We start from the raw sequence: 13,869 nt of genomic DNA, 5'->3' as shown, positions 1-13,869 counted from the left end.
CGATAAGGCTCATGAACACTGCGAACAGCGACGCGAAGATCGCGATGAACTCCGGCTTCATGCGCGCCACTCCCCACGATAATCGTGGTTCTCGTCGATCATCGCCGCCAGGTTGGTGGGCGCGCCCAGCGGCTCCACCGTGTGGCGACCCGGCTCCTGCGTTCCCGGCTTCGGCCGCTCGCCGCGGGCAAGCGCGTCCAGGACCGTCAGCGTGCGATCGTAATCGAGATCCTCGAAATTGTCGTCGTTGATCTGCACCATCGGCGCCGACGCGCAGCTGCCCAGGCACTCCACCTCGATCAGCGTGAACAGCCCGTCGTCGGTGGTCGCGTCCTTCTTCATGCCCCGGTCGTAGCATGCCCGCAGCACGTCGTCCGATCCGCGCAGCATGCACGGCGTCGTCCCGCACACCTGCACATGGTACCGGCCGACCGGGCGCAGATTATACATGGTGTAGAAGGTCGCCACCTCCAGCACGCGGATCTTCGGCATGTCGAGCTGCTGCGCGATCGCCTCCATTACCGGGATCGGCAACCAGCCCTGCGTGCCCGTCTCCTCGCCGACCTGGCGCTGGGCGAGGTCCAGCAGCGGCATCACCGCCGACGCCTGCCGCCCGGGCGGATAGCGCTCGATCACGCGCTGCGCCTGCTGCGCATTCGCGTCCGACCACCGCCACCCGCTCCAGCGCGCGCGGACCTCCGCCTCGTCAGGGATATGAGCGCGATCGGCAGCCATCAGTAGAGTTCGTCCTGTTGAGCGTTGTGCTCGTTCATCGTCATCCGCCAGATCAGCGCGCCGTAGAGCACGATCGCGGCCAGCATCCCGCCGAACAGCGCGTCCATGCCGACGGCCTCGGCCCGGCTCCACCCGGTCGCGGTACCGATGCCGATCGCCGCCGGCATCGCCGTTGCGGGCGCCACCAGCAACACGCGTCCCCAGCCGGACTGCGCGCGCAACGTCACCGGTCGCACTCCCCGAACACGATGTCCATCGCACCCAGGATTGCCGTCGTGTCCGCCAGCATGTGGCCCTTGGACATGAAGTCCATCGCCTGCAGGTGGCTGAACGCCGTCGGCCGGATCTTGCAGCGATAGGGTTTGTTGGACCCGTCCGCCACCAGGTACACGCCGAACTCGCCCTTCGGGCTTTCGGTCGCGACATAGACCTCGCCCGCCGGCACGTGGAAGCCTTCGGTATAAAGCTTGAAGTGGTGGATCAGCGCTTCCATCGACCGCTTCATCTCGCCGCGCTTCGGCGGCACAACCTTGCGGTCAAGGCTGGCGATCGGCCCCTCCGGCATGTCGCGCAGGCACTGCTTGATGATGCGCGCAGACTGCCGCACCTCCTCCACCCGCACCATGAACCGGTCGTAGCAATCGCCGCGCGTGCCCACCGGCACGTCGAACTCCATCCGGTCATAGACGTCGTAGGGCTGCGACTTGCGCAGGTCCCACGGGATGCCCGCGGCGCGGATCATCGGGCCGGAAAAGCCCCAGGCGATTGCGTCCTCGCGGCTGACGGTGGCGATGTCGACGTTGCGCTGCTTGAAGATGCGGTTGTCCGCAACCAGGCTCACGGCATCCTCGAACAGCTTGGGCAGGCGCGTGTCCACCCAGTCGCCGATGTCGGTCAGCAGCCTGAGCGGCACGTCCTGGTGGACGCCGCCGGGCCGCAGATAGGCCGCGTGCATGCGCGCCCCCGATGCCCGCTCGTAGAAGCCCATCGTGTCTTCGCGCAGCTCGAAGAACCACAGGTTCGGCGTCATCGCGCCCACGTCCATCACATGCGACCCCAGGTTCAGCATATGGTTCATGATCCGCGTGATCTCGGCAAAGAGAACGCGGATATATTGCGCACGAAGCGGCACCTCGAGGTCGAGCAGCTTCTCGACGGCGAGCACATAGCTGTGCTCCATGCACATCGGCGAACAGTAATCGAGCCGGTCGAAATACGGCAGCGCCTGCAGATAGGTCTTGTGCTCGATCAGCTTCTCGGTGCCGCGGTGGAGCAGGCCGACATGCGGGTCGATCCGCTCGATGATCTCGCCTTCCAGCTCCATCACCAGGCGCAGCACGCCGTGCGCGGCCGGGTGCTGCGGGCCGAAGTTGATCGTGTAGTTCTGGATCTCGGTGTCGCCCGGCGTCGGGTCCGACGCGTCGGTCCGCCCGATCAGCTCGTCCACATAATCCGCCATCACTTATGCTCCTCGGGCGGCAGCGGATCGCTCCGCTCCTCCTTCGCCGGCGTGGTCTGCACCGGCGGCGCGGACGGATCACGGTCCGGCTTCTCGGACGGCGCGTTGCCGGGATGCGGCTTGCCCGCGCCCGTGTCGGCGGGGGTGTCCGTCACCTTCTTGTCGCCGGCCGGCGCCTGCGCCTTGCTCTCGCTTGTATCCGCCCGCTTGATCTGGTCGGCCGTTACCGGCGTCATCGCGCCCTTGGCCTGCGGCAGCGCGGCCTTCTCGTCACCCGGCAGCGTATAGGACGCGCCTTCCCACGGGCTCTGGAACTCGAAGGTGCGATAATCCTGAGCCAGCTGCACCGGCTCGTAGACGACGCGCTTGTCCGTCTCCGAGTAGCGCAGCTCGACATAGCCGGTCAGCGGGAAGTCCTTGCGCTGCGGGTGCCCGCGAAAGCCATAGTCGGTGAGGATGCGGCGCAAGTCCGGATTGCCGTCGAACAGCACACCGTACATGTCGAACACCTCGCGCTCCAGCCAGCCGGCGACCGGCCAGATGCCGGTGACGGATGGGACGGCATGCGCCTCGTCCGTTCGCACCCGCACGCGGATGCGGCTGTTCCGGGTCAGGGACAGCAGGTGGTAAACGACCTCGAACCGCTCAGCGCCGTTCGCCGGATAGTCGACGCCGGCGATCTCCATCAGCTGCTGATATTCCAGACCGGGCGTGTCGCGCAGTGCCACCAGCGCCGGCACGATCTGGTCGCGCTCGATCGTCAGCGACACCTCGCCGACCTTGTCATACGCCTCGATCAGCGCATCGCCGATGGCGGCGCGCGCGGCGTCGATCAGGCCGTCATTGGCGGCATAGCGGGGGGCAACGGTCGGCATCAGCGCTCCAGCGTTCCCACGCGGCGGATCTTACGCTGCAGCTGCATGATCCCGTAAAGCAGCGCCTCCGCGGTCGGCGGGCATCCCGGCACATAGATGTCGACGGGCACCACCCGGTCGCACCCACGCACCACCGAATAGCTGTAATGGTAATAACCGCCGCCATTGGCGCAGCTGCCCATCGAGATGACGTATTTGGGCTCCGACATCTGGTCGTAGACCCGGCGCAGCGCCGGCGCCATCTTGTTGCAAAGCGTGCCGGCCACGATCATCACGTCCGACTGACGCGGGGACGCGCGCGGCGCCGCGCCGAACCGCTCCAGGTCATAGCGCGGCATGTTGACGTGGATCATCTCCACCGCGCAGCAGGCGAGCCCGAAGGTCATCCACCACAGCGACCCCGTGCGCGCCCACTGGAACAGCTCCTCGGTCGACGTGACCAGAAAGCCCTTGTCGCCCAGCTCGCCGTTCAGGTCGTTGAAGAAGGCCTGGTCTGGCGCACGCTCCTCGATCGGATGGCGGTTCTCTGCCGGGTTCAGGATCACTCCCATTCCAGCGCTCCCTTCTTCCACGCGTAAACATAGCCGAGCATCAGCTCGGCCAGGAAAATCATCATCGCTGCCCAGCCGGCCCAGCCGATCCCGACGAGCGACACCGCCCACGGGAACAGGAACGCCGCTTCCAGATCGAAGATGATGAACAGGATCGCGACGAGGTAGAAGCGGACATCGAACTGGCTGCGCGAATCCTCGAACGCGGGAAAGCCGCATTCATACTCGCTCAGCTTCTCGGGCGTCGGCTTGTGCGCGCCCGTCGCGCGCGCCGCCAGCATCGGCAGGAAGACGAACGCCGACGACAGGACGATGGCAACGCCCAGGAACAGGAGAATCGGCAGATATCCGGCGGCGACCGACGCCATAAAGCTGGTGCTCCGTTTGGGACGACACCGCAGATGGTGACTGTCCGGGGCGGCTTCTAGGCCCGGCGGATGCTGCAATGCAAGCATCGGGCAACGTTGCGAATCACTCGCAATCGTGCCCTCTGCCTGGCGTCTCGAGGTCGGTGGTTCAGCGCTGCGCTGACACCACCGGCGGGCCATAGACGGGCGCCAGCGAACCGATCACCTCATCCGCCGGAATCACCCGCCACGGCGTTGCGGCAAGCGCCGCCGGCAACGCCGCCTGAACGCCTCTCCCCCCAGAGTTTACAGGGGGATAGCAGGCGCCAGGCTTCAGAGAAGATGCTTATCTTCGATCAAGAGGTTAACGCAGCGCGTTGGCCAGCAGCTTGTGGAGGCGGCTGTGCACGGCCTGGTTGGCTGCCAGCAACTCCTTGCGCTCGATCGGCCGGTCACCGCCGCGATAGTCGGTCGCATAGCCACCTGCCTCGCGCACCAGCAGCAGTCCTGCCGCGGCGTCCCACGGCTTCAAGCCGCTCTCCCAGAAGCCGTCGTACCGGCCGGCGGCGACCCAGGCGAGGTCCAGCGCGGCCGCTCCCAGCCGGCGGATGCCGGCCACTTCGGGCGCGATCGCGCCGAAGATCCGGCTCCATTCCGGGAAGTTCCCATGTCCCAGAAACGGGATGCCCGTCGCCACCAGGCAGTCGGCAAGGTCGCGCCGCGCCGACACCCGCAGCCGGCCGTCCTGCAGCCAGGCACCGCGCCCCTTCTCCGCCCAGAAACTTTCATCGGTCAGCGGCTGGTAGACCAGCGCCTGCGTGATCTCCCCGCGTCCGTCCGGCCGCCGATCCTCCACCGCGATCGAAATGGCGAAATGCGGGATGCCGTGAAGGAAGTTGGTGGTGCCATCCAGCGGATCGATGATCCAGCGCGGCTTGTCCGGATCGCCCTCGATCTCGCCGGCTTCCTCCAGCAGGAACCCCCAGCCGGGCCGCGCCTTCGACAGCTCCTCGTACAGCGTGCGTTCGGCGCGCTGGTCCGCCATCGACACGAAGTCGGCGGGCCCCTTGCGGCTCACCTGCAGCTGCTGCACCTCGTTGAAGTCGCGGCGCAGCCGCGGCGCGGCCTTGCGCGCCGCGCGCTCCATGACGGTGATCAGGCCGGAATGGGCAACCATGGCAAAGTCTCTCGCGCGTGCGACGGATGATGCGGAAGCGCCCCTCCCACGGCGGCGGGAGGGGAAAGGCTCAGTCGGCCCGCTTCACATATTCCTTGGAATAAACGTCGACCACGATCCGCGTGCCCGATGCGATGTGCGGCGGCACCATCACGCGCACGCCGTTGTCGAGCACGGCGGGCTTGTAGGACGACGATGCCGTCTGCCCCTTCACCACCGCGTCCGCTTCGACGATGGTCGCCTCGATGGTGTCGGGCAGCTGCACGCTGATCGGCTTCTCGTCGTAAAGCTCAAGGACGACGTCCATGCCGTCCTGCAGGAACGCAACCTCGTCGCCCAGCATGTCGGCCGACAGCGTGATCTGGTCGTAATTGTCCTTGTCCATGAAGGTCAGCTGCTCGCCATCCCGGAACAGGAACTGGAAATCCTTGGTATCCAGCCGCACCCGCTCCACCGTCTCGGCGGACCGGAAGCGCACGTTGTTCTTGCGGCCGTCCACCAGGTTCTTCAGCTCGACCTGCATGTACGCGCCGCCCTTGCCGGGCTGCGTGTGCTGGATCTTCACGGCGCGCCACAGCCCGCCTTCATATTCAATGATGTTGCCGGGACGAATGTCCACGCCGCTGATCTTCATGGGCCTGCCTGACTGGTGGAAAGAGCGGCGGACGCCTTAACCCGGCCCCCGCCGTCCGGCAAGCAGCGGGAACGGGTTGATCGCCTCGCCCTCGTGCCAGCTCTCCCCCGCTCCCATGCGCTTGACCGAAAAATGGAGGTGCGGCCCATCCGGCGACGCGTTGCCGGTCGATCCGACCGTGCCGATCGCGGCGCCCTGCGGCACCGTCTGCCCTTCGGCCAGCCCCGGGCGGTACCGGTCGAGGTGCGCGTAGTAATCGACCCACCGTCCGTCGCTGGAGCGCAGATACGCCGTTAGCCCGCCATCCCCGCTCTGGAACAGCTTCTCCACCCGGCCCGCACGCGCGGCGAGCACGGCCGTCCCGCGCGGCGCCATGATGTCGATCGCGTCGTGCGACCGCGCCCCGCCCGCCCGGCTCTGCCCCCATGTGTCGACCAGCGCGGCGGACGAAACGCCCGCCACCGGGATGATCAGCGCCGTGCCGCCATAAGGCGGGATCATCGACGGCTGCCGCTGCGCGATCGGCGAGCCTTCTCCCTGCAGCAGCCAGAAACATCCGCCCACCAGAAGAAAGGCGGACAGGACCAGCCATCCCAGCCGGTTCATCGGGCGTCCTTCAGGCCACGAAGCGCGCGCGGGTGCCCGGCTTCACCATCAGCGACAGGCGCGCCACGTCCCAGTTGGTGAGGCGGATGCACCCGTTCGATTCCGCTCGGCCGATCTGCGCCGGCTCGCTGGTGCCGTGGATCCCGTAATGCTCCTTGGACAGGTCGATCCACACCACGCCGACCGGGTTGTTCGGGCCGGGCGGAATGCGCAGCACCTCCTCGCTGTCGGCCACGCCGCGCAGCAGCTCGGGGTCGCGGCGCCAGTCGGGGTTCTTGGCCACCCCGCGGATGGTCCAGTTGCCCAGCGGCAGCGGATCGTGCCGGCTGCCCATCGTCGCCGGGAACTGCGCGATCAGCTTGTCGGCCGCATCGAACACGCGCAGCACGCCGTCCGACTTGTCGACCGTGACCAGCGCGGCCTCCGGCTGCTCGGCGCCCACGCCGAGGCCGGCCAGCGTCGCGTTCCACGCCGCATCGTCGTCCGAATAGTTGGTGGACGCCGGCATCACGCCGGGCACGCTGATGCGCCGCCCCGCCCCGATCATCGTCTCGCGCGAGTTGAGGCGGACCAGCGTCTCCGGCGTCGTGTGGTAGCGCTCGGCCAGCCGCTCGAGCAGCGATTGGTAGGGCAGCGCCTGCAGGCGCGCCTTTTGCGCGTCGTCGGCGGGCGTCGGGACGAAGGGTCCGCGCGCTTCTTCCGGCGTGATCGTCGCGACCATCACGGGACGGATCTGCCGGTGCGGGTAGAGCGCGCGTAGCGTCGCCGGGTCGAGCTCGCCCGACTGCGTCAGGTTGTTCGCCTGCTGGAATCCGCGCAGCGCCCACTTGAAGGATTCGCCCGTCCGCCCATCGATCACGCCCGGCGAAAAGCCCAGCCGATCAAGGATCACCTGTGCGTGCATCACGGTAAGGTCGACCGGCTCGCGGAGCGGGTCGGCGGGAGCCGCCGGCCGTGCGCCCTGCGCGCCGATAGCCGTTGGAACGAGGCAAGCCGTTCCGATCGCAAGACAAAAGCTGATCAGACGCCGTGAACGCATGCAACCACTCCGCTATCTACTCACTCGTCCTCGCGAAACGAACGAGGTCCCTCATTCTTTCCGGGAGCGATCCGATCTCCACCTTCGACAGACGTTCGCTGATCCGCCTCGGCCTCGCGACGGTCGGGTCGATGGTGGTGGCCGCGCCGACCGCGACGGCCCTGGTGTCGAGCCCGTCTCCCCTTCCCCGTCCGCAGCCGCGCGTCTCGCCGCCGCTGCTGCCGGAACGCCGCCTCGCGCTTCGCAACCTCCACAATGACGAGCGGTGCGATGCCTGCTGGCTGCGCGGCGGCGCCCTCCATCCGGAAGGGCTGGCGGAGATCGACCATGCCATGCGCGACTGGCGCACGGGCGAGATGATGGAGATGGACCGGGGCCTGATCCGCCTGCTGTCAGACCTGCATGACGAGCTCGACCTTGCGCCGACGCGCGGGTTCAATCTCATCTCCGGCTATCGCTCGCCCGGCACCAACGCGGCGCTCCGCGCGCGTGGCGGTGCGCACACCGGCGTCGCGACCCGCAGCCAGCACATGCTGGGCAAGGCCGCCGACATCGCGGTGGACGGCGTGTCGACGGAGCGGCTGCGCGACGCAGCGCTGGGCCTGGGGCGCGGCGGGGTCGGCTACTATCCGGCCGACGGCTTCGTCCATGTCGACACCGGCCGCGTCCGCCGCTGGTAGGCCTCTTTTTCGCGCGCACCCGGCCCAACCGCGTCGAACCTTAAGCATGTGGGTGCGCGCGCCCTTCGCCTGATCTTAACATCGCGGCTCCACCATGGATGCGAGGATGATCGATGGATCAGGCCAGGATGGGGACGAACAAGGACACCGGGATCTCGCGGGACGAGCCATGCTCGCTTGCGCGCGAACAGATGCTGGACTGGCTGGCTGATCAGGCGCGCATCGCCGGCCAGCGCCGCCGCGAGGGGCGATCGCCGCCCCTGCCGCTCCTGCGCAATTGATCTCCGACGGGGCGCGGCGTTCAGCCGCGCAGAACCGCGTCGAACGCGCGCACGGCGGCCACCTCGTCCTCGCCCCACACGGCGGAGCAGACGGCGATGAAGTCGGCGCCCGCCTCGATCAGCGGCGGGGCATTCTGCGGCGTGATCCCGCCGATCGCGACGCAGGGCAGCTCGAACAGGGTCGTCCACCATCCCAGGACGGTCGGCTCCGGCCGGTGCTGGACCGCCTTGGTCGTCGTCGGGTAGAAGCTGCCGAACGCCACATAGTCGGCGCCCGCCTCGCCCGCCTCCATCGCCAGGTGACGGCTGTCGTGGCAGGTCACGCCGATCTGCACATCCTTGCCCAGCCGCTCGCGCGCCTCGCGCGGGTCGCCGTCGTCCTGGCCCAGATGCACCCCGTCGGCGCCAATCCGCTTGGCCAGCGCCACGCTGTCGTTGACGATGAAGGCGGTGCCCGCATCGGCGCAGATGCGCTGCAGCGGCTCGGCGAGCCGTGCGGCCTCGTGCTGGTCGATGTCCTTCAGCCGCAGCTGGAATGCGGCCACCGCGCCGGCGTCCAACGCCCTGCGCAGCCGGTCGGGAAAGCCTCCGCCAACCTCCAGGGGAGAGATCAGATAGAGTTGGCACGCCGGCCGGCGCGGGTCCCGCTCGAAACGGTTGGCGAAGTCGGGGTCCAGCGGTCCCAGCGGATCGTCGTCGATAGGCAGATCGGTCATCCGCGTGCGCATACCGCCTGCACCGCCGCCACGAAAGCTGGCAGATCGTCGAAGCGGTGCGCCACCGCATGCACCTGCCGGCGACCAACGCGCAGCGGCGGGGCAATGTCGACGATCGCATTGGGGAACGCCAGCAGCGCCAGGTTGAGGACGCCGCGCGCGTCGACGACGGCACTGGTCAGGCCCTCCGTGCGGACGCCGGCAATCCGCTCGGCAGGCACACGCACTTCCTTTGCGCGCCCGCAGCGCAGCACCACCTCGCCTTCGCCTGTCACGCTCGGATGGGTGCTGAACGACCGCAACAGCAGCAGGAGCCAGACCAGCCCTGCCAGGGAAATCAGCGACAGCGTGACGGCCAGTGCCGGCCACCAGAAGGCGACCAGCACATGAACCACGATCAGCTCGATGGCGGACAGCGATGCCAGCACCGCCAGCATCGGTGCCACCGCGCGCCGGCTGGAATGCACCAGCAGGGTGCCGTCCTCCCGCAACGGGAGGACGGCATCGCTCACTCCGCGCCCTGGTAGATCGCCACGAGGCGGTCGAGCATCGCGATCGCGTCCTCGCGCGGGCGCTGGAATGTGTTGCGACCGATGATCGATCCGTTGCCGCCGCCGTCGCGGATGTCGCGCGCATCCTGGTACACCGCATCGGCGCCCTTGGCGGCGCCGCCCGAGAACACGACGATCCGGCGGCCGTTGAAGCAGCTCTTCACGACATGGGCGACGCGCTTGGCCTGGGTGGAGGCATCCAGCCCCTCATAGGCCTTCTTGGCGTCCTTCTGCTCGATATGGTCGGTCGGCAGCTTCACCTTGATGATGTGCGCGCCCAGCAGCGCGGCCATGTGCGCGGCATAGGCGCCGACATCCAGCGCCAGCTCGCCTTCCTTCGACAGCTGCCCTCCGCGCGGATAGGACCAGATCACGGTGGCGATGCCCGCGGCCTTGGCTTCGGCGGACATCTCGCGGATCTCCTCCATCATCTCGAACACGTCGTCCGCACCCGGATAGATGGTGAAGCCGATCGCCGAGCAGCCGAGCCGCAGCGCGTCCTCGACCGTGCCGGTCACCGCCTGGTTGATCGACGACGACCAGCTGTTGGAGCTGTTGACCTTCAGGATGGTCGGGATCTGGCCGGCGAAGGTGTCCGCCCCTGCCTCGATCATGCCCAGCGGCGCCGCATAGGCGGACAGGCCGGCATCGATGGCGATCTGAAAATGATAATGCGGGTCGTACGCCGGCTCGTTGATGGCAAAGCTGCGCGCCGGGCCATGCTCGAAGCCCTGATCGACGGGCAGGATGATCAGCTTGCCCGTGCCGCCCAGGCGTCCCTGCATCAGGATGCGCGCCAGGTTGGCCTTTACGCCGGGATTGTCGGATTCGTAATTCGCCAGGATCTGGCGAACGATCGGCGTCATGGTCATGCTATCCCCTCAAGGTCATCGTTGATCGTTCGAATTGGCGTTCGGGCCGGCGCGCCGCCGCTGTCGATCGGGCGCGCCCCCATTCGGTTGGGCCGCGGCATGGGGTGGCCGCCAGCCTCATTGTCCGCGCGCCGCGGCCATGAAGTCCGTTTCCGCCCGGATCAGCGTCACGCTGCCTTCCGGCTGCGTCGCCAGCCAGCGATCCAGGTCGTGCGACACCGCCTTGCAGGGGACGCACCATTCCGCCCAGAAATCCACCACCACCAGCGACGGCGTCCCGACCGCAGGCCGCACCGGCCCGCCGCCGTCGCGCAGCTCGAACGCGGACAGCACGTCGTCCAGGGTCGCACCGGCGATCACCCGGCCACCGGCTGCCGCCTGGCGCAGCTGCCCCACCGTGCTGGTGCCGGCGGGCATCAGCCGCAGGATCGGGCGTCCTTCCGCATCGAAGGCACGCACCTCGGGCAACTGAAAGCTTTGCCCCTTGGCGTTGCGCTGCACGAACACGCGCTTGGCGGCGTCCGTCCAGGTCGCCTCGACGACGCGCGCGGATGCCCCGGCGGGCACCAGCGCGATCAGCGCCGCCGCCAGGATCGCGCGCGTGCGCCTCACCGTGCCAGCGCCTTCACGCCGGGAAGCTCCTTGCCTTCCATCCACTCCAGGAACGCACCGCCCGCCGTCGACACGAAGCTCATCTCACCCGCGACACCGGCCTGGTTCAGCGCCGCGACGGTGTCGCCGCCGCCTGCCACCGACACCAGCGATCCGTCGCGGGTCAGCGCGGCCGCCATCTTCGCAAGCGAAACCGTCGCCCGGTCGAACGGCGTCGTCTCGAATGCGCCAAGTGGGCCGTTCCACACCAGCGTGCGGCAGTTCTTCAGCACGTCGCCCAGCGCCTCGGTCGCGGCCGGTCCGATGTCCAGGATCATCTCGTCCGGGGCGACTTCGTGCACATTGACCGTCCGCGTCGGCGGGTCGGCGCGGAACTCGGTCGCCACCACCACGTCATAAGGCAGGTGCACCGTGCAGTTGGCCCGGTCGGCGGCGTCCAGGATCTCCTCGGCCGTGCCGGTCAGGTCATGCTCGCACAGCGACTTGCCGACATCCACGCCGCGCGCCGCCAGGAAGGTGTTGGCCATGCCGCCGCCGATGATCAGGTGGTCGACCTTGGCGACCATCTGCCGCAGCACATCGAGCTTCGTCGACACCTTCGCGCCGCCGACCACCGCCGCCACCGGATGCTCCGGATTGCCGAGCGCCTTTTCCAGCGCGTCGAGCTCGCGCTCCATCTGCCGCCCGGCGTAGGCCGGCAGCCGCCGCGCCAGCCCCTCGGTGGACGCATGCGCCCGGTGCGCCGCCGAAAAGGCGTCGTTGACATAGATGTCACCCAGCGCCGCGAAGCGCTCGATCACGGCCGGGTCGTTCTTCTCCTCGCCGCCGAAGAAGCGGGTGTTCTCCAGCAGGGCGATGTCCCCGGGGTTGAGCGACGCCACCGCCTCCGGGGCAACCTCCCAGTCGACATACTGGACGTCGCGGCCCAGCACCTCGGTGAACGGCCGCGTCAGCTGCGCGGTCGAAAATTCGGGCGTCGGCGTCTTCGGCCGGCCCAGATGCGCCAGCACCAGGACGATCGCGCCGGCGTCCGACAGCTCCGCGATCGTGGGCACGGCTGCTTCCAGACGCGTCGCATCCGTCACCTTCGCACCATCCATCGGTACGTTCAGGTCCTCGCGCACCAACACGCGCTTTCCGCGCACATCGCCGATATCATCCAGTGTTTTGAACGACTTCATGACAACTCCTCGACGATGATGCGATCTCCGACCCGGATCTCGCCACCCGCCAGCACCCGGCTCAACACCCCGCCACGCCAATCAGGTGTCAACGCGGCCCTCAACCCCGGCGCAATCTCGTCCATCCGCCGGCACGGGTCGCATTCCCCGGTGATCTCCACCTGCACCGCCTCGCCGATCCGCAACCGCGCACCCGCGCGCTGCGGCAGGTTCAGCGCGCCGACCAGAAGGTTCACGCGGCGCTCCTGCCACTCGATCGTCACCCCGACCTGCTTCACCGCAGCGAGCCAGTCATCCGCTTCCATCAGCGTCAGCTGCCGCCGCCCGCGCCCGCCCGGTTTGACCGCACCGCGATAGTCACCGGCGATGCCCGCCTCGACGGACACGCTTGCCCGGTCCAGCAGCTCGATCGGCCCGCGCGGCCGCCCATGCCGGGCGATGCCCAGCAGGACGCCGGTCGCGCTCCCCCCGTCGCCGGCCGCCGAGGGCGCACCGTCACTGACCGACAGCGGGGGGTGCGGCGCGTTCATCAGATCAGCTTGGCCATGGCGGTCGCGGTGTCGACCATCCGGTTGGAGAAGCCCCACTCATTGTCGTACCAGCTGACGACCCGCACCAGCTTGCCGTCCAGGACGGCGGTCTCCAGGCTGTCGACCGTCGACGATGCCGGCGTGTGGACGATGTCGATCGAGACGAGCGGCTCGTCCGAATAGACCAGCACGCCCTTCAGCGGACCCTCTTCCGACGCAGCCTTCAGGATCTGGTTCACCTCGTCCCGCGTCGTGTCGCGCTTGGGCGTGAAGGTCAGGTCCACCAGGCTGCCGTCCGGCACCGGCACGCGCACCGCCGACCCGTCGAGCTTGCCCTTCAGCTCGGGCAGCACTTCGCCCACCGCGCGCGCGGCGCCGGTGGTGGTCGGGATCATGGACATCGCCGCCGCGCGCGCACGGCGCAGGTCCGGGTGGATCTGATCCAGGATCTTCTGGTCGTTGGTGTAGGCATGGATCGTGGTCATCAGCCCGCGCTCGATGCCGATCGCATCGTTCAGCACCTTGGCCACCGGCGCCAGGCAGTTGGTGGTGCACGATGCGTTGGATACGATCACATGGTCGGCGGTCAGCTTGTCGTGGTTCACGCCGTACACCACCGTCAGGTCGGCGCCCTTCGCGGGTGCCGACACCAGCACCTTCTTGGCGCCGGCCTGGATGTGCCTGGATGCGCTTTCCTTGTCGGTGAAGAAGCCGGTGCACTCCAGCACCAGGTCGATGCCCATTTTGCCATGCGGCAGGTTGGCGGGGTCACGCTCCTTGGTCACGCGGATGCGCTTGCCGTCGACCACCAGGTCGTCGCCTTCCGCCGACACCGCGCCCGGATATTTGCCATGCACGCTGTCGCGGCTGAACAGCCAGGCGTTCGACTTGGCGTCGGCCAGGTCGTTGATCGCGACCAGCTCCAGCTCGCCCTCGCCCTTCTCGAGCAGGGCACGCGCCACCAAACGGCCGATGCGTCCAAACCCGTTGATCGCGACCTTCACTGCCATGACATCAATCCTT

At 68.1% G+C, this 13,869-nt stretch carries 19 protein-coding genes; 2 read left to right on the top strand and 17 right to left on the bottom strand.

Annotated elements, in window-relative coordinates:
• Nucleotides 1-57: 57 nt before the first annotated feature.
• From GGR88_RS03280 to GGR88_RS03235, 10 genes are all read right to left on the bottom strand, one after another.
• A complete protein-coding gene (locus GGR88_RS03280) occupies nt 58-735 on the bottom strand; it encodes a complex I 24 kDa subunit family protein (RefSeq protein ID WP_167952973.1) in 678 nt (225 codons plus the stop codon).
• Nucleotides 735-962 (bottom strand): hypothetical protein, encoded by a 228-nt coding sequence (locus GGR88_RS03275; protein WP_167952971.1) that lies wholly within the window; start codon nt 960-962, stop codon nt 735-737. Before GGR88_RS03275 ends, GGR88_RS03280 begins: the two co-directional genes overlap by 1 nt.
• Entirely contained in the window at nt 959-2,194 is a 1,236-nt protein-coding gene (locus GGR88_RS03270; RefSeq protein ID WP_167952969.1) for an NADH-quinone oxidoreductase subunit D, read from the bottom strand. The genes GGR88_RS03275 and GGR88_RS03270 overlap by 4 nt, the downstream gene beginning before the upstream one ends.
• A complete protein-coding gene (locus GGR88_RS03265; RefSeq protein WP_167952967.1) occupies nt 2,194-3,069 on the bottom strand; it encodes an NADH-quinone oxidoreductase subunit C in 876 nt (291 codons plus the stop codon). The genes GGR88_RS03270 and GGR88_RS03265 overlap by 1 nt, the downstream gene beginning before the upstream one ends.
• Nucleotides 3,069-3,620: a NuoB/complex I 20 kDa subunit family protein gene (locus GGR88_RS03260; RefSeq protein WP_167952965.1), complete on the bottom strand. Its 552-nt coding sequence runs from the start codon at nt 3,618-3,620 to the stop codon at nt 3,069-3,071. Before GGR88_RS03260 ends, GGR88_RS03265 begins: the two co-directional genes overlap by 1 nt.
• Nucleotides 3,611-3,988 carry an NADH-quinone oxidoreductase subunit A gene (ndhC, locus tag GGR88_RS03255; RefSeq protein ID WP_167952963.1) on the bottom strand — a complete coding sequence of 126 codons (378 nt, stop codon included), beginning with the start codon at nt 3,986-3,988 and terminating at the stop codon, nt 3,611-3,613. Before ndhC ends, GGR88_RS03260 begins: the two co-directional genes overlap by 10 nt.
• 343 nt (nt 3,989-4,331) lie before the next feature.
• Nucleotides 4,332-5,144 carry an inositol monophosphatase family protein gene (locus GGR88_RS03250; RefSeq protein ID WP_167952961.1) on the bottom strand — a complete coding sequence of 271 codons (813 nt, stop codon included), beginning with the start codon at nt 5,142-5,144 and terminating at the stop codon, nt 4,332-4,334.
• 70 nt (nt 5,145-5,214) lie between these two features.
• Entirely contained in the window at nt 5,215-5,778 is a 564-nt protein-coding gene (gene efp / locus GGR88_RS03245; RefSeq protein WP_167952959.1) for an elongation factor P, read from the bottom strand.
• A gap of 36 nt (nt 5,779-5,814) precedes the next feature.
• The gene (locus GGR88_RS03240) at nt 5,815-6,384 is read right to left on the bottom strand and encodes a M23 family metallopeptidase (protein WP_167952956.1); all 570 of its coding nucleotides are present in this window, start codon (nt 6,382-6,384) and stop codon (nt 5,815-5,817) included.
• A gap of 10 nt (nt 6,385-6,394) precedes the next feature.
• A complete protein-coding gene (locus GGR88_RS03235; protein WP_167952954.1) occupies nt 6,395-7,423 on the bottom strand; it encodes a L,D-transpeptidase family protein in 1,029 nt (342 codons plus the stop codon).
• 131 nt (nt 7,424-7,554) lie between these two features.
• On the opposite strand from GGR88_RS03235, the gene GGR88_RS03230 reads away from it, so the two are divergent.
• On the top strand, nt 7,555-8,103 hold the full coding sequence (locus GGR88_RS03230) for a YcbK family protein (RefSeq protein WP_167952951.1): 549 nt from the start codon (nt 7,555-7,557) through the stop codon (nt 8,101-8,103).
• Nucleotides 8,104-8,216: 113 nt separating this feature from the next.
• The gene (locus GGR88_RS03225) at nt 8,217-8,384 is read left to right on the top strand and encodes a hypothetical protein (protein WP_167952949.1); all 168 of its coding nucleotides are present in this window, start codon (nt 8,217-8,219) and stop codon (nt 8,382-8,384) included.
• Between the two features lie 20 nt (nt 8,385-8,404).
• Here the strand turns inward: GGR88_RS03225 and thiE are convergent, their stop codons facing one another.
• From thiE to gap, 7 genes are all read right to left on the bottom strand, one after another.
• Nucleotides 8,405-9,100, bottom strand: a complete 696-nt coding sequence (gene thiE, locus GGR88_RS03220; RefSeq protein ID WP_209023184.1) for a thiamine phosphate synthase — start codon at nt 9,098-9,100, stop codon at nt 8,405-8,407.
• Nucleotides 9,097-9,612, bottom strand: coding sequence for a hypothetical protein (locus GGR88_RS03215; RefSeq protein WP_167952946.1), 516 nt, complete (start codon nt 9,610-9,612; stop codon nt 9,097-9,099). The genes thiE and GGR88_RS03215 overlap by 4 nt, the downstream gene beginning before the upstream one ends.
• Entirely contained in the window at nt 9,609-10,523 is a 915-nt protein-coding gene (locus tag GGR88_RS03210) for a class I fructose-bisphosphate aldolase (RefSeq protein ID WP_167952942.1), read from the bottom strand. Before GGR88_RS03210 ends, GGR88_RS03215 begins: the two co-directional genes overlap by 4 nt.
• Nucleotides 10,524-10,640: 117 nt before the next feature.
• Complete coding sequence (locus GGR88_RS15585; RefSeq protein WP_167952939.1) at nt 10,641-11,135, bottom strand: thioredoxin domain-containing protein; 495 nt, start codon at nt 11,133-11,135, stop codon at nt 10,641-10,643.
• Nucleotides 11,132-12,316, bottom strand: coding sequence for a phosphoglycerate kinase (locus GGR88_RS03200; protein WP_167952937.1), 1,185 nt, complete (start codon nt 12,314-12,316; stop codon nt 11,132-11,134). Before GGR88_RS03200 ends, GGR88_RS15585 begins: the two co-directional genes overlap by 4 nt.
• Nucleotides 12,313-12,846 carry an MOSC domain-containing protein gene (locus GGR88_RS03195; RefSeq protein WP_342449704.1) on the bottom strand — a complete coding sequence of 178 codons (534 nt, stop codon included), beginning with the start codon at nt 12,844-12,846 and terminating at the stop codon, nt 12,313-12,315. The genes GGR88_RS03200 and GGR88_RS03195 overlap by 4 nt, the downstream gene beginning before the upstream one ends.
• Entirely contained in the window at nt 12,846-13,856 is a 1,011-nt protein-coding gene (gene gap / locus GGR88_RS03190) for a type I glyceraldehyde-3-phosphate dehydrogenase (RefSeq protein ID WP_167952935.1), read from the bottom strand. Before gap ends, GGR88_RS03195 begins: the two co-directional genes overlap by 1 nt.
• Nucleotides 13,857-13,869: the final 13 nt, after the last annotated feature.

This window comes from Sphingomonas jejuensis, from assembly GCF_011927695.1.
In the GTDB taxonomy this organism is placed as follows: domain Bacteria; phylum Pseudomonadota; class Alphaproteobacteria; order Sphingomonadales; family Sphingomonadaceae; genus Sphingomonas_K; species Sphingomonas_K jejuensis.
This window is presented reverse-complemented; position numbering and strand designations above follow the sequence as displayed.